The organism is Arthrobacter sp. 35W (assembly GCF_000482545.1).
Taxonomy (GTDB): Bacteria; Actinomycetota; Actinomycetes; order Actinomycetales; family Micrococcaceae; genus Specibacter.
In genome coordinates this window covers 1382901-1396630 of the sequence record NZ_KI519455.1, presented here as the reverse complement: position 1 = coordinate 1396630, position 13730 = coordinate 1382901, and the positions used below count along the sequence as shown (strand labels likewise).

Sequence of the window (13730 nt, the reverse complement as noted above, 5' to 3'; positions counted from 1 at the left end):
GACGCAGTAGTTGCCGCGTCCCAAACGGGAAACGGCGTCCCGGATGCAATTGCCAGTCATGGGGCGGACCCGGCGTCCTTGGTCTCGCTCCCCGGCACCTTGGTCTCGACAAGCTCGGCCACCGGGGCAGCGCTAGCCGCCGGAGCGGAAGAGGCGGTCTCGACAAGCTCGACCAGCGGAGCGGGCGCAGCTTCCATCCAGCGTTCGCTGCGGTGGATGCGGCGGGCGACGGCGGCGCGGGCGGCCTGCTCGTCGAACAGCTGGTGGGCCGCAGCAAGGTCCATATGGTGCACCACCGGACGCACCGGGCCAGCCGTGGAATGCAGCTCGAAGTCCACCAGACCCAGCGCCCGCATGATTGGACCCTGGTACAGGCTCAGCGACTGCGTACGCTCGTGCGGCACCACCTGCAGGCGCCGGTACAGGATGCCGTGGCGGCACAGCAGCGCGGTGGCCGTGGCCCGGTAGGCGGTCCGGCGCCACGCCAGCGGGTCGATCCAGCGTGCGGCGGGCGGCGAGTGGATGAACCCCTGCGCGTCCCCCGTGCCATTCAGTCCGGCGGCGAAGACCTCGTGGGGATTGTCCACACCCGGATCCGGGAACAGCAGCCCCAGCACCACCATGGCCTCCGCCTGGGTGCCCACCGGCAGCACCACCGTGCGCGTGCCGCCCTCGCGGGCGTCGGCCCCGTAGCCGGCCACATTCACATGGATCTTGTACCAGCCCAGCATGCGCCACACCGGACCCTGGCTGAGGCCCACGGCCTGCACGCGGCCCGGCGGGATGGTCTGCGACCGCGTTTCCAGCATCCCGTAGTGCAGCCGCACACCATCGGGCGAGACGGCCACGCGGAAGTTGAAGTCAGTGGTGAAGCGCTGCCAGTAGGCCGCCACCACACCCAGGACCATCGGAATGAAGGCAGCCAGCACCGCCACGGATCCCGTCCGCACCACCAGCAGGGCCACGCCGGCGCTGAGCACCAGGGCCATGACAGTGATCCCGGAGAGCAGCACGGAGCCCACCACACGCCCGGGGGTCAGGGCCAGCACCACCTGCTCGGGCGCCTCCACCACGACGGCGGGGCCCTGCGGATCCGCTGGCAGCCCCGCGGCACGGGCCAGTATGGCGCTGCGCAGCCGCCTGGCCTCGTCCAGCTTGAGGAAGGCCAGCTTCATGGCCGACTTCCCGCCGTCGGCGACGTCAAACTTCAGTTCGGCCAGCCCAAAGACGCGGGCCAGCAGCGGCTGCACGACGTCGATCGCCTGCACGCGCTCGATGCGGGCCTTGCGTTGCTGGCGGAACACGACGCCGGAGTTGATGTGCACGTACTCGTCAGTGACCTGGTAGCGGGTGAAGCGCCAAGACAGGTAGAAGGAGATACCGAAGACGACGACGGCGGCGCCCACGATGCTCAGAATCACCCAGACGGGTGCCGTGTTGGGGGCGTAGTCGCCGCCGTTGGCCAACCCGCGGAACAGATCCTCCATGCCGTTGCGGCCAAAGATGAACAGGACGGCCAGCACCGCCACCCAGCCGCGCACGAAGGGCGACACCGGGTGCACGTGGTGCCACGTCTCGGGGCCGTCCGTTCCAAACCCCGCCGCTGCGTCGTCGGGCTGGCTCACAGTCCGGCCAGCTTGGCCTCACCGCGGGCGGTGAGCTGCTCGCGCAGCCGGGCGGCCTCGGTGGCGGGCAGCCCGGGAAGCGCCGCGTTGGTGGAGGGTGAGGCGGTGTGCAGCTTGAGGCTGCTCAGCCCCAGGGCGCGCTCCAGCGGGCCCACGGTGACGTCCACGTACTGCATGCGGCCGTAGGGCACCACCATCAGGCGTTCAAAGTAGATGCCCTGGCGGATCAGCAGATCGTCATTGCGCTCGGCATAGCCAATGGCCCGCACCTGGCGGGGAATCAGCGCAAAGGCCCAGACGACGGCCGCCAGCGTGGCGGCCGGCAGCAGCCACGCCAGCCATGCCGGGTAGCCGCTCCAGGCGCCCAGCGACCGCAGCAGCAGCGGCATCGCCGCCGCGGCCACGAGCACCACAAAGGTGATGCCGCGGGCGATCCGGCGGGCCGTGATGAGGTTTTCCGAGACGCGGGTGAATTCCACTCCCTGCGGAGCCAGCTGGCTACGCATACTCGCCCTCACCGGCCGGCTTGGGCTTGGGGGCGGCGTCCTTCGGCTCGGAATCCTCCGGCGGCAGCTTGCAGAAGCGCTCCACGATCAGCCCGGTGGCGACCATGACGATGCTCCCACCAATCAGGGCCAGGTTCTGCCAGACGATGTCCAGGTTTCCCCGCATGCCCAGGGTGGGGATCTGGTCCGCAAAAATGCCGGTATGCCAGCCAAAGAGCAGCGCGCCGGCGTAGGCGCAGGCCTGCGCGAGCACCAGGGTGCGGGCGGCCAGAATCGGGTTGAGCATGCGCTTGCGGTCGCCATTGCGCCAGGCGCGGACCCGCATGCCCAGCGACACCGTCAGCACCACGATGACGCCCATGGTCAGCAGTGAACTCCACGGCAGAACGGGGGTGGCAAGGCTGGCCCGGTTGGCCAGCACCGTGGCCACCCAGCCGACAGCCCCCGACACGAGGGCCACCACGGCCAGCCATGCGGGCCTGATGGTCCGAAGCGTGCTCTTCATCCGTCCCTCACCCCACCTGCTCGCAATTCTTGATTCAACCGTACAACCGTTCGCCGGCAATCACTGCCGGTACAGCTAGTCCGTCTCCGGCGGGCCCGCCAGCTCTCTGATGTCCGCCATGTCGGCAGCCTGCTCGGCCAGCTCCGCAACGGCGACGCCGCCCAACGTTGCCGCCGGGTCCATCAGCCGCCACGGGTGCAGCACAAACGCGCGCTGTGCGGCCCGCGGGTGCGGCACCGTCAGCGTCTCGTCGTCGTTCACCAGATCACCGTAGGTGATGATGTCCACGTCCAGAGTGCGGGCACCCCAGCGGACCTCGCGGACGCGCTGGTGGCTGTGCTCCACGCTGTGGCAGTGCGCCAGCAGGGCGTAGGGGTCCAGCGAGGTCTCGACCTCAATGACCATGTTCAAAAAGTCCGGCTGTCCGCCCGGACCGCCCACGGGCTTGGTGGCGACCACCGGCGAGGAGCGCAGCAGGCGCACGGAGTCCGGCGCCGTGAGCTCGGCGACGGCGGAGGACAGCGTGTCCTCCCGCTCGCCCAGGTTGCTGCCCAGGGCCAGAACGGCCCGCACCAGTGGTGCGGATGCGCTCACGCCCGCTCCCGGTGGATGCTGATGGTGACATCGCCAAAGGCCACGGTGATGGGCGCCTTGGGCTTGTGCACCGTGACGTCGACGGCGGCCACCACGGGGAAGCCGTCCAGGATCTTGGCGGCAAGGCGCTCGGTCAGCGTCTCGATCAGGTCGAAGGGCTCGCCGGTGATCAGCTCAACGATCGCCTCGGCCACCTCGCCGTAGTGGGCCGTCTTCTTCAGATCGTCAGTCGCCGCAGCGGCCGAGATGTCCGTGTACAGCACGGCATCGACCACAAAGGGCTGGCCGTCGCGCTTTTCGTGCTCAAAAACTCCGTGGTAGCCGGTGGCGCTCACCCCGGTGAGGGTGATCCGGTCGCGAAGGCTCACAGCCCGCCCTGGCCTGCGGAGATCTGCGCTTCGGCAGCCGGGGCTGCGCCCAACTCCTGGGCGGCAGCCACGGCGGGCCTGTGCAGGGCGCGGCGCTGGCGGGAGGCAACCTTGGCGGCGTCCAGGCTGGCGGAGACATCGTGCACCCGCACACCCCACACGCCCTGCACTGCGGCCAGCGCGGTGGTGGCGGAGGTGGCGTTGTCGCGCTCCTTCGGGGCGGCGGCCTTGCCGGCGCTGGTCAGCAGCGAGCCCAGGAAGCGCTTGCGGGAGGTGCCCACCAGGATGCGGTTGCCCAACTCGTGCAGCCGGTCCAGATTGGCCAGCAGCTCCCAGTTCTGGTCCGCATTCTTGGAGAAACCGATGCCCGGATCCAGGATGATCTGTTCCGGCGCGACGCCGGCGGCGTAGAAGCGTTCGCGCACATCGCGCAGCTCGCGCAGCACGTCCTCAACGACGTCGCCGTACTGGGTGAGCGAATCCATCGCCCGCGAATCTCCGCGGGAGTGCATCAGCACATACGGGACCTTGCGCTCGGCGATCAGGGCCACCATGTCCTCATGGACATGCATGCCTGATACATCGTTGATCAGTCCGGCACCGGCGTCGATCGCCAGGGCGGCTGTGGAGGCATGGCGGGTGTCCACCGACACCAGGGCGCCGGCCTTCACCAGCGTCTCGATGACGGGCAGAATGCGCTTCTGCTCCTCCACCTCGTCCACATCTTCGGCACCGGGCCGGGTGGACTCGCCGCCGACGTCGATGATGTCCGCGCCGCCGTAGTACATGCGCAGGCCGTGGGCGATGGCGGTGTCCAGCGAGGTGTACTCCCCGCCGTCGCTGAAGGAATCCGGAGTGCAGTTCAGAATGCCCATGACCACCGTGCGGTCGGTCGGGAGGTCCTCGAACCTGGCCACCTTCCGCGTTCCGCGGATCACGGGCAGGGGGGAGGTGGCCGGGCCTGTGCCGGGCGCTGCTGCGAGGGAGTCCATTGAAATTTGTTACCTTCCGAGGATCAGGCTCATGGCTTCGGCGCGTGTGGCCGGCTCATGAAGCAGACCGCGCACCGCACTGGTGACGGTCTTGGCGCCGGGCTTGCGCACGCCGCGCATGGACATGCACATGTGCTCGCACTCCACCACCACAATGGCGCCGCGGGGCTTGAGGTGGTTGACCAGCGCCTCCACAATCTGCGTGGTCAGCCGCTCCTGCACCTGGGGGCGTTTGGCGAAGACATCCACCAGCCGGGCCAGCTTGCTCAGCCCGGTGACGCGCCCGTCCAGGGACGGGATGTAGCCAACGTGCGCAAAGCCGTGGAACGGCACCAGGTGGTGCTCACAGGTGGAGTAGAAGGGGATGTCCTTCACCAGCACCATTTCCTCATGGGCAATGTCAAAGGTGGTGGAGAGGATGTCCGCCGGGTCCTGGTGGAGCCCGGAGAACACCTCTGCGTAGGCCTTGGCGACACGCTTGGGCGTATCCTGCAGGCCGCTGCGCTCCGGGTCCTCACCGATGGCCAGCAGGATCTCCCGCACAGCCTTCTCGATGCGCGGCAGATCCACAGAGCCGGCCCCGGAAGCGGCACTGTCGGCGGCGTCGGGCTGGTCTTCGTCGTAATAGGTCACGGATGCGATCCTATCCGCCGTGGGTGTGCGGCGGGAGCTGCTCCCCGCCTTCATGACCTGGTGTGGCACCCGGCATGGGGCCGGAGACGTCGATGGCACCCTGCAGGTGGGCCTTGGCCAGCTGGTCCTGCGGCAGCACCATGTCAGGGTTGGGCTCGCCTGCCTCGAGGGCATCCCTGCGCTCCTTGTCCGTCACCACGGGCGGAATGGAGGAGACGGGGCGGGAGTCCTTGGACAGCCACACTTCACGCGGTTCGTGTTTGCGCAGATCGTGGAAGATGGCGGCAATCTCGCCCTGGTTCAGGGTTTCGCGCTCCAGCAGTTCCAGCGCCAGCCGGTCCAGCACATCGCGGTTCTCGATCAGCACGGCGTAGGCCTCGTCGTGGGCCTGGTCGATGAGGCGGCGGACCTCTTCATCGATGATGGATGCCACGGACTCGGAGTAGTCGCGGTCGTGCCCGGCGTCGCGGCCCAGGAAGGGCTCGCCGCCGCCGGTGCCCAGCTTCACGGCGCCGATGCGCTCGCTCATGCCGTACTGCGTGACCATCTTCCGGGCGGTGCCGGTGGCCTTTTCGATGTCGTTGGAGGCACCGGTGGAGGGGTCGTGGAACACGATCTCCTCGGCCACGCGGCCACCCATGGCGTAGGCCATCTGGTCCAGCAGCTCATTGCGGGTCACCGAGTACTTGTCGTCCTCCGGAACCACCATGGTGTAGCCCAGGGCGCGGCCGCGGGGCAGGATGGTGATCTTGGTGACGGGTGCCGTGTGGTGCATGGCCGCGGCCACCAGGGCGTGTCCACCCTCGTGGTACGCGGTGATCTTGCGCTCCAGCTCCTTCATGACGCGGGTGCGCTTCTGCGGGCCGGCCATGACGCGGTCGATGGCCTCGTCCAGGGCGCGGTCGTCGATGAGCTGGGCGTTGGAGCGGGCGGTCAGCAGCGCGGCCTCGTTGAGGACGTTGGCCAGGTCGGCGCCGGTGTAGCCCGGGGTCTTCTTGGCGACGGCGTTCAAGTCCACGCCGGGAGCCATCGGCTTGCCCTTGGCATGGACCTGCAGGATCTGCTGGCGGCCCAGCCGGTCGGGGGCCTCCACCGGGATCTGGCGGTCGAAGCGGCCCGGACGCAGCAGGGCCGGGTCCAGCACATCGGGGCGGTTGGTGGCGGCGATCAGGATGACGTTGGTCTTGACGTCGAAGCCGTCCATCTCCACCAGCAGCTGGTTGAGGGTCTGCTCGCGCTCGTCATTGCCGCCGCCGATGCCGGCACCACGGTGGCGTCCGACGGCGTCGATCTCGTCAACGAAGATGATGGCCGGGGAGTTGGCCTTGGCCTGCTCGAAGAGGTCGCGGACACGGGAGGCACCCACACCGACAAACATCTCCACGAAGTCCGAACCGGAGATCGAGTAGAAGGGCACGCCAGCCTCGCCGGCCACGGCGCGCGCCAGCAGCGTCTTACCGGTTCCGGGAGGACCGTAGAGCAGCACGCCCTTGGGGATCTTGGCGCCCACGGCCTGGAATTTGGCGGGATTCTGCAGGAAGTCCTTGATTTCGTGCAGTTCCTCGACGGCCTCGTCGGCGCCTGCAACATCCACGAACGTCACCTGCGGGTGGTCCTTGGTGATCAGCTTCGCCTTGGACTTGCCGAACTGCATCACCTTGGATCCGCCGCCCTGCATGCGCGAGAGCAGGAACCAGAAGATGGCACCCAGGATCACGATCGGCAGGATCAGGCTGAGGAGGCTGGAGAGGAAGTTGCTCTGGACGGGCTGGTCGTCAAAGTCCGTCAGGTTCGCGTTGTCGATGGCGGTGACCATCGTGTCCGCGCGGTAGCTGCCGAAGTAGAACTGCACGTTCTTGCCCACGGCGTGGCCGTCGGGGGTGGTGTAGTCGTTCTTGAGCACCATGTCGACGCGGCCCTCTGAGCCGAAGACCTTGGCCGAGGCCACTTCCTTCTTGGACAGCAGGTCCAGCGCGTCGGAGGTGTTGATCCGGGCGGACCCGCCGCCGGACAGCAGGGCGAAGGCAATCAGGAGGAGCGCCACCACTGCAACGATCCAAATGATCGGACCCTTGAAGATATTCTTGAAGTTCATGTGCTCGAGGCCGTGCCTCGTCCCTCCCGATCAACGTTCACTACATGACAGAGTTTTGATACTCATTGTGCGTCGGCTGTGCCAAGGCACGCCCACGCTACTAGCTTTACACCGTTCGCTATGGAACACGTGCGGGGAACGGCAATAGTTCCCTGTGGGCATAACCGGATTTTCACCGCGGCCCCCAACGAAAATCGCGCCTCTTCCTCATTTCCGCGCCCGGGTGGCGGGCGCGGAAATGACGAACAGGCGCGATTGTGGTGGAGCTGGGGGCTCTACTCGTAGATGTGCGGAGCCAGCGTGCCGATGAAGTCCAGATTTCGGTACCGCTCGGCGAAGTCCAGGCCGTAGCCGACGACGAATTCGCTGGGGATGTCGTAGCCGACGTACTTGACGTCGATCTCGACCTTGGCGGCATCGGGCTTGCGCAGCAGGGTGCAGATTTCCACCGAGGCCGGGCCGCGGGAGACCAGGTTGGCCTTGAGCCAGGACAGGGTCAGGCCGGAATCGATGATGTCCTCAACGATCAGCACGTGCTTGCCCATCAGGTCCGTTTCGAGGTCCTTGAGGATGCGCACGACGCCGGAGGACTGGGTGCCGGAACCGTAGGAGGACACTGCCATCCAGTCCATGGTCACGTGGCTGTGCAGGGCACGGGCCAGATCGGCCATGATCATGACGGCGCCCTTGAGTACGCCCACCAGCAGGACGTCGCGGCCTTCGTAGTCTGCATCAATCTGGGCTGCGAGCTCTGCTACGCGGTCCTGGATCTGTTCCTTGGTGTAGAGAACGTGCTTGAGATCGGCTTGGACGTCTTGTGAATCCACCAATGGCTCCTGGTGTTGAAGGGCTTTAGTTTGTGCGCCGCCCCCGGCTTCATGCGCCGGCGGTGGTCTTAGGCATTGCGTCTAAACACTAGTTTCCCATAGCCGGAACCCTCATGGGGACTCCCCTGGCTGCGCGGGATCCGGCTCACACTGACTTTCCCCGCCAGCTCCACCGGTCCCGCGGAGCCCCGCCGCTCCAGCAGCGACTGGGCCGCCAGCAGTCGTTCGTAGCTGGGCTGGCTGCCACCAAGGGCGACGACGGCGAGGGCCAGGACCCGCTGGCGCAGGGCCGGGGCCAGCGCCCGCAGCGCGTCCTCGGGCAGGCGCACTTCCTGCGGCAGTTCTTGTAGCAGCCGTTGTGGCGCCGTGGCATCCGCGGCCCAGGCCGGGGCGCCGTCGTCGTTGTTCTTATCCTCGTCCCCGGCGGGGGCGGGCAGCTGCTCGGCAAGGCGGGCGAATTCCGCCCCCGCCAGCTCATCAAGATAGTCCGCATCGGCGGCCAGGATCCGGGCGGAGCGGTAGAGCGAGGGCGCGATTCCGGCACCCAGCTGCTCCGCAAGGAAGGGCAGCACTACGGTGCGCACCCGGGAGCGCATGAACGCCGGATCGGCATTGGTCGGATCGTGCCAGGGATCCAATCCGAGAGTGTCGCAAATCTCCAGAGTTTCTTCGCGGCGCAGCCCCAGCAGTGGACGCAGGTAGATCCCCCTACGCTGGGGAATGCCGGCCAGCGAGCGGGTCCCCGAGCCCCGGACCAGGCCCAGCAGCACGGATTCGGCCTGGTCGTCCAGGGTGTGGCCGAGCAGGACCTCCGAGGCACCCAGCTCCCGGGCGGCCTCGTCCAGGGCGCCGTAGCGGGCGGTGCGGGCCGAGGCCTCCGGGCCATCGCCGTCGTGCGCCACGTCCACGGTGCGGATCTGCACAGGGTCCAGCCCCAGTCCACGCAGCGCCGCAGCGGCCCCGGCCGCCACCTCGGCGCTGCCGGGCTGCAGCTGGTGGTCCACCACCACGGCCCCCACGCGGACCTCGCCGCGGTGCACAAAGAACGCCGCCACCGCCGCCAGGGCCAGGGAGTCCGGGCCGCCGCTGCAGGCCACCAGCACCAGCGGCGGCTCGGCCGCTGGCCGGATCCGCCCGGTGCTGGAAATGCCCAGCAGGGCCGCAACCATGTTGCGGGCCTTGGCCACCACCGGATCCAGCCGGGGCCGCGGAGACTTCTGCCCGGCCGGGTACGCCGGCACTGGAGCCGGCGCGGGCACTGCCGGAGGTGTTGTGCCTTCGGCAGATGCTGGCACCACCTAGAGGCCCATCCGGTCCACCCAAAGGCGGGCATTGTGGATCTCGGCTTCGGTGGGCAGGTGCTCCGCGCTGGTCCAGACGTGGTTGAAGCCCTCCATGCCCACCAAGGCGACGACGGAGCGCACAAAGCGGGCGCCGTCGCTGTACTGGCGCATCTTGGCGTCCAGGCCCAGCAGGTGGCGGATGAACTTCTCCACCGCGCCGCGGTCCCTGCCCCGGGCATTGAAGCGTTGGCGGATGGTCTTGACGGTGGGCACGATGCTGGCGTCGACGGCGTCCATCACCACATTGGCGTGGCCCTCCAGCAGGCTCATCACGGCCGTCACATGCGACAGTGCCGCCTTCTGCTCCGGATCCTGCAAGAGGTCCAGCACGCCGCCGCGGCTGGCGTTCTCGGGCGCGGTGTCCGCCTCCGGGCGGTTCCCGATGGACTTCAGGGCGGCGCCCAGCCGCTCGCCGAGGGTCTCGGTGTCGCCCACCAGCAGCGAACCGAGTTTCTCGATCTCTGAGAGCATGTGGCCACGCAGCCACGGCGCCGCCGCGAACTGCACCCGGTGGGTTTGTTCATGCAGGCAGACCCAGAGCCGGAAATCGGACGGGTCCACGGTGAGCTCGCGCTCCACGGTGATGATGTTCGGGGCCACCAGCAGCAGGCGCCCACCGCTGAGCCCGGTGCCCGTGCCGGCGGAGAAGGGATCGTACTGGCCCAGGACCTTGGAGGAGAGGAAGGCCAGGACGGCGCCCAGCTGGGCGCCCGTGACGGTGCCGCTGAGCGCCGTGTTGAGTGGCTTTGACGTGGAGGTCTGCTTCTGCGCCAGCGCATCGAGCACGGGGCCCATCATCACGGCAAAGCTTTGGGTGTTGGCCTTGGCCCACGAGGCGCGGTCCACCACCAGAACCTGGGAATCCCGCAGGTCCTTGGCCGCATCGAGCCCAGTGATGTCGTGGACGTACGGCACGCTGCGGTCCGCCATGGTGCGCAGGTTGTCCACCGCAGCGCCGATCTCGGATCCGCTCAGCAGCGGTCCGGCAGGGGCCAGGGTGGCGGCCGTGCGGGCGGCCAACTCCCAATTGATCAGGTCGGAGCCGCGCGGGCCCGCTGGGGTGCTCTTCGAGTCCATGCCCTCCATCACACCACACTAGGCTGACAGGCCGGTGCCGCTTGGTGTCAGCCGACAGCGGACGCCGCCAGCCGGGGCTGGCTGCGCTCAGCCCTTGCAGCCGCAGCCGGCCAGCACCGTGGCCGCCGCATCCACCAATGGCTTGGCAGCGGAGCTGCCCTCGGTGAATGAATTGCCGATGAAGGAGAACACCAGCAGGCGCCCATCGGCATCAACGACGTAGCCGGAGAGCGAGAGGACCTCGTTCAAGGTGCCGGTCTTGGCCCGGACCAGCCCGGCCCCGGCCACCGTGTCCACGTCCTGGTAGCGGTTGTTCAGCGTGCCGCTGAGGCCGGCGATGGGCAGTCCGCCCAGGCCCTGGCGCAGATCCGGATTCGGGTCCTCGGCCATCAACGTGACGGCCGCCGTCATCTGGCGGGCGCTCACCCGGTTGCCGGCGGCCAGCCCGGAGCTGTCGTCCAGCACCAGACCCTTGATGTCCAGCCCCACCGTGGCCACGGCGCTGCGGATGGCCTCCGAGGCCGCGGTGGAGGAGCCCGGCTTGCCGGCGGCCACGGCCACCAGCCGGCCCAGCACCTCGGCCACATAGTTGTCGGACTGCTGGAGCAGGTATTGGACCTGCTCGCCCACACTCGCCGAGGAGACGCTGCCCAGCGTCGCGGCGCCGTCGCCGGCGGTTCCACGGGACACCCCGGGGGCCACCTGCACTCCGGCGGCGGCCAGCGCGTCGGCGAAGGCCTGGCCCACGGTCATGGCCGAGTCCTCCGGGCGCGCGCCTGTGGAACCGGCAGGGTATGGCCGGGCCGCATCCAGGGCCAGCGGGAAGATGGGGGCGATCTCGCCGGCGTCGATGTCGCCCTGGAGCCAATTGGGGTTCAGCGCCGGGCCGGAGAACAGCGTGTCGTCGACGGCGATGGTGACGGGGCCCTGCGTGCCCGCGGTCTTGAGCGCGGCGGCCGTCTGCTGGGCCAGGGTGGCCAGGCCGGCGCGGCCCACCACGCTGGTGCTGTCGCTCGTCCCGGGGCCCAGCAGGGAGTCGCCGCCGCCGCGGATCACCACGGTGGCCGGCGTGGAGCCGGCCAGCACGGTGGTGGGAAGCGTGGTGTCGGCGCCGAGGGTCTTCAACGCCGCCAATGCCGTGACAAGTTTCAGATTCGAGGCGGGGATGCGGCCGGCGGAGGCATTGCGGTTGTACAGCTCGGCCCCGGTGGCACCGTCCTGGACGTAGGCCGTGAAGGTCCCCTTGTCCGTGGCCAGGGCGGCGTCAAGTGCCTTGGCCAGCGAATCGGCGGAAGGCAGCGGCGCGTTCTGCGACAAATCGGCGATGCCACCCACCGTGGCCAGCGCCGTTGGCAGCTGCTGCTGCGCCGGCACGGAGGTCTGGACGGAGGCACTTGTGACACCGTCCAGGAAGGCCGGGGCGAGGTTCAGCCCCACGGGAACGGCCAGGGCACCAATCACAGCGGCCAGCACCACGCCCGTCACGGTCTTGGACGTACGGCTCATGGGTGTGGCAATCCTTGCGGTCGGCTCAATTTAAGGGCAGGCCGGTGCGAAACGGCCCAGGCGGCCCGCTGGATGTGACAGGGGCAGGTTTCGGCGCAGCAAGCGCGCGCCTATATCCTCATACTAGACGGAATGCCGCCGCGCCCGTTTGCCGCGCCCGCGCCCGGCCGGCGCCGGCACGCATCCCAGCCGCCTCGTTTAGGATCCGGCACCAGGCCGATCCCCAGCTTAGGAGCAGTTATGAAGCACGACGTCACCATCGAGATCCCGCGCGGATCCCGCGTCAAGTACGAAGTCGACCACGAGACCGGCCGCGTCCGCCTGGACCGCGTGCTGTTCACGTCCATGCAGTACCCCACGCACTACGGCTTCTTCGACAACACCCTGGGCGAAGACGGCGATCCGCTGGACGCCCTGGTGCTGCTGCAGGACTTCGACCTGCACCCCGGCGTTGTGGTGGAGGCCCGTCCGATCGGCGTCTTCAACATGACCGATGACGGCGGTGGAGACGCCAAGGTGCTGTGCGTCGTTGACGACAAGCGCTTCGACCACATCCAGGAAATCTCCGACGTGGATGAGTTCCTGATCAAGGAAATCGAGCACTTCTTCACCCGCTACAAGGACCTGGAGCCCGGCAAGTGGGTCAAGGCCGAGGGCTGGGCCGACCGCGCCGCCGCAGAGGCCGAGCTGGAAGCCTCCATCAAGCGCTTCGGAGACACCAAGCACTAGTCTCTTTCCGGGTACGACGACGGCGGCCCCCACCTTTTGGTGGGGGCCGCCGTCGTGCTGAGGGCTGGGAAGCTAGGGCAGCAGGCTGCGCAGCACGTGCGCGGCACCGTCGTCGTACACCGAGGCGGTGACCTCGTTGGCCGCGGCCTTCACGTAGTCGTCGGCCTGGCCCATGGCCACGCCGCGGCCGGCCCAGGCCAGCATCTCAAGGTCGTTGCCGCCGTCGCCCACGGCCACCGTCAGGTACGGGTGGACGTCCAGGCGCTGGCGCAGCTTTTCCAGGGCCGTGGCCTTGGTGACGCCGGCGGCGGCGATGTCCAGCCACGCGGTCCAACCCACCGAGTAGGCCACGCCCTGCAGGCCGCAGTTGGCCACTGCCGCGGTGAATTCCTCGGTGCTCGCGTCGACGCTGTTGACCACCACGCGGACGGCCCGGGTGTTCATCAGCTGGTGGAAGTCCACGCCCTGCGCCTCGATGCCAAAGCTGGAGTCCTGGAAGCGTTCGGTGGACAGGAAGTTCCCGTCCTCGTCCTCCAGCGCGTAGCGTGCGCCCGGGACGCGGTCCCGCAGCGTGGCCAGGGCCGGGGCCGGGTCGAAGGTTTCACGGTCAATGACCTCGTAGCCAAGGTCCAGGCTGGGGTCCAGGCGGATGGTCACGCCGCCGTTGGAGCAGACGCCGTAGCCGCGCTCCAAACCGATCTGCTCGATCACCGGCAGCATGGCGCCCAGCGAGCGCCCGGTGGCGATGATGACATGGTGTCCGGCGGCCACCGTACGGCGCGCGGCCTCGCGGACGGCCTCGCTCATGTGGCCGTCGTGGTCCACCAGCGTGCCGTCGACATCCAGGGCCACCAGGTGGGTCGTGTTCGTGTTGTTCCTCTGGTCATCGATGCCAGAGACTGAGTTTTCAGTCAAAGTTGTCATGGTTCA

General features: G+C 68.4%; 14 protein-coding genes. 1 reads left to right on the top strand and 13 read right to left on the bottom strand.

Annotated elements, in window-relative coordinates; translation table 11 throughout:
- Positions 1 to 56: 56 nt before the first annotated feature.
- The 12 genes from K254_RS24130 to dacB form a co-directional block, all read right to left on the bottom strand.
- On the bottom strand, positions 57 to 1625 hold the full coding sequence (locus K254_RS24130) for a PH domain-containing protein (protein WP_081710241.1): 1569 nt from the start codon (positions 1623 to 1625) through the stop codon (positions 57 to 59).
- On the bottom strand, positions 1622 to 2131 hold the full coding sequence (locus K254_RS0118450) for a PH domain-containing protein (RefSeq protein WP_026556598.1): 510 nt from the start codon (positions 2129 to 2131) through the stop codon (positions 1622 to 1624). Before K254_RS0118450 ends, K254_RS24130 begins: the two co-directional genes overlap by 4 nt.
- Positions 2124 to 2636 (bottom strand): DUF3180 domain-containing protein, encoded by a 513-nt coding sequence (locus K254_RS0118445; RefSeq protein WP_035750351.1) that lies wholly within the window; start codon positions 2634 to 2636, stop codon positions 2124 to 2126. The genes K254_RS0118450 and K254_RS0118445 overlap by 8 nt, the downstream gene beginning before the upstream one ends.
- A 75-nt stretch (positions 2637 to 2711) precedes the next feature.
- Positions 2712 to 3230 (bottom strand): 2-amino-4-hydroxy-6-hydroxymethyldihydropteridine diphosphokinase, encoded by a 519-nt coding sequence (folK, locus tag K254_RS0118440; RefSeq protein WP_026556596.1) that lies wholly within the window; start codon positions 3228 to 3230, stop codon positions 2712 to 2714.
- Positions 3227 to 3598: a dihydroneopterin aldolase gene (gene folB / locus K254_RS0118435; RefSeq protein ID WP_026556595.1), complete on the bottom strand. Its 372-nt coding sequence runs from the start codon at positions 3596 to 3598 to the stop codon at positions 3227 to 3229. The genes folK and folB overlap by 4 nt, the downstream gene beginning before the upstream one ends.
- On the bottom strand, positions 3595 to 4590 hold the full coding sequence (gene folP, locus K254_RS24125; protein WP_081710240.1) for a dihydropteroate synthase: 996 nt from the start codon (positions 4588 to 4590) through the stop codon (positions 3595 to 3597). The genes folB and folP overlap by 4 nt, the downstream gene beginning before the upstream one ends.
- Before the next feature lie 9 nt (positions 4591 to 4599).
- Positions 4600 to 5223 carry a GTP cyclohydrolase I FolE gene (gene folE / locus K254_RS0118425; protein ID WP_026556594.1) on the bottom strand — a complete coding sequence of 208 codons (624 nt, stop codon included), beginning with the start codon at positions 5221 to 5223 and terminating at the stop codon, positions 4600 to 4602.
- Positions 5224 to 5233: 10 nt separating this feature from the next.
- Complete coding sequence (gene ftsH / locus K254_RS0118420; protein ID WP_026556593.1) at positions 5234 to 7318, bottom strand: ATP-dependent zinc metalloprotease FtsH; 2085 nt, start codon at positions 7316 to 7318, stop codon at positions 5234 to 5236.
- A 275-nt stretch (positions 7319 to 7593) separates the two neighbouring features.
- Positions 7594 to 8145 carry a hypoxanthine phosphoribosyltransferase gene (hpt, locus tag K254_RS0118415; protein WP_026556592.1) on the bottom strand — a complete coding sequence of 184 codons (552 nt, stop codon included), beginning with the start codon at positions 8143 to 8145 and terminating at the stop codon, positions 7594 to 7596.
- A gap of 68 nt (positions 8146 to 8213) precedes the next feature.
- A complete protein-coding gene (gene tilS / locus K254_RS24120; RefSeq protein ID WP_081710339.1) occupies positions 8214 to 9314 on the bottom strand; it encodes a tRNA lysidine(34) synthetase TilS in 1101 nt (366 codons plus the stop codon).
- 129 nt (positions 9315 to 9443) lie between these two features.
- Positions 9444 to 10565 carry a zinc-dependent metalloprotease gene (locus tag K254_RS0118405; protein WP_231391904.1) on the bottom strand — a complete coding sequence of 374 codons (1122 nt, stop codon included), beginning with the start codon at positions 10563 to 10565 and terminating at the stop codon, positions 9444 to 9446.
- An 87-nt stretch (positions 10566 to 10652) separates the two neighbouring features.
- Complete coding sequence (dacB, locus tag K254_RS24115) at positions 10653 to 12071, bottom strand: D-alanyl-D-alanine carboxypeptidase/D-alanyl-D-alanine endopeptidase (protein ID WP_035750349.1); 1419 nt, start codon at positions 12069 to 12071, stop codon at positions 10653 to 10655.
- Between the two features lie 240 nt (positions 12072 to 12311).
- Between dacB and K254_RS0118395 the strand changes: the two genes are divergently transcribed.
- Positions 12312 to 12800 carry an inorganic diphosphatase gene (locus K254_RS0118395; RefSeq protein ID WP_026556590.1) on the top strand — a complete coding sequence of 163 codons (489 nt, stop codon included), beginning with the start codon at positions 12312 to 12314 and terminating at the stop codon, positions 12798 to 12800.
- Positions 12801 to 12872: 72 nt separating this feature from the next.
- Here the strand turns inward: K254_RS0118395 and K254_RS0118390 are convergent, their stop codons facing one another.
- Positions 12873 to 13724, bottom strand: coding sequence for an HAD family hydrolase (locus K254_RS0118390; protein ID WP_026556589.1), 852 nt, complete (start codon positions 13722 to 13724; stop codon positions 12873 to 12875).
- Positions 13725 to 13730 lie beyond the last annotated feature (6 nt).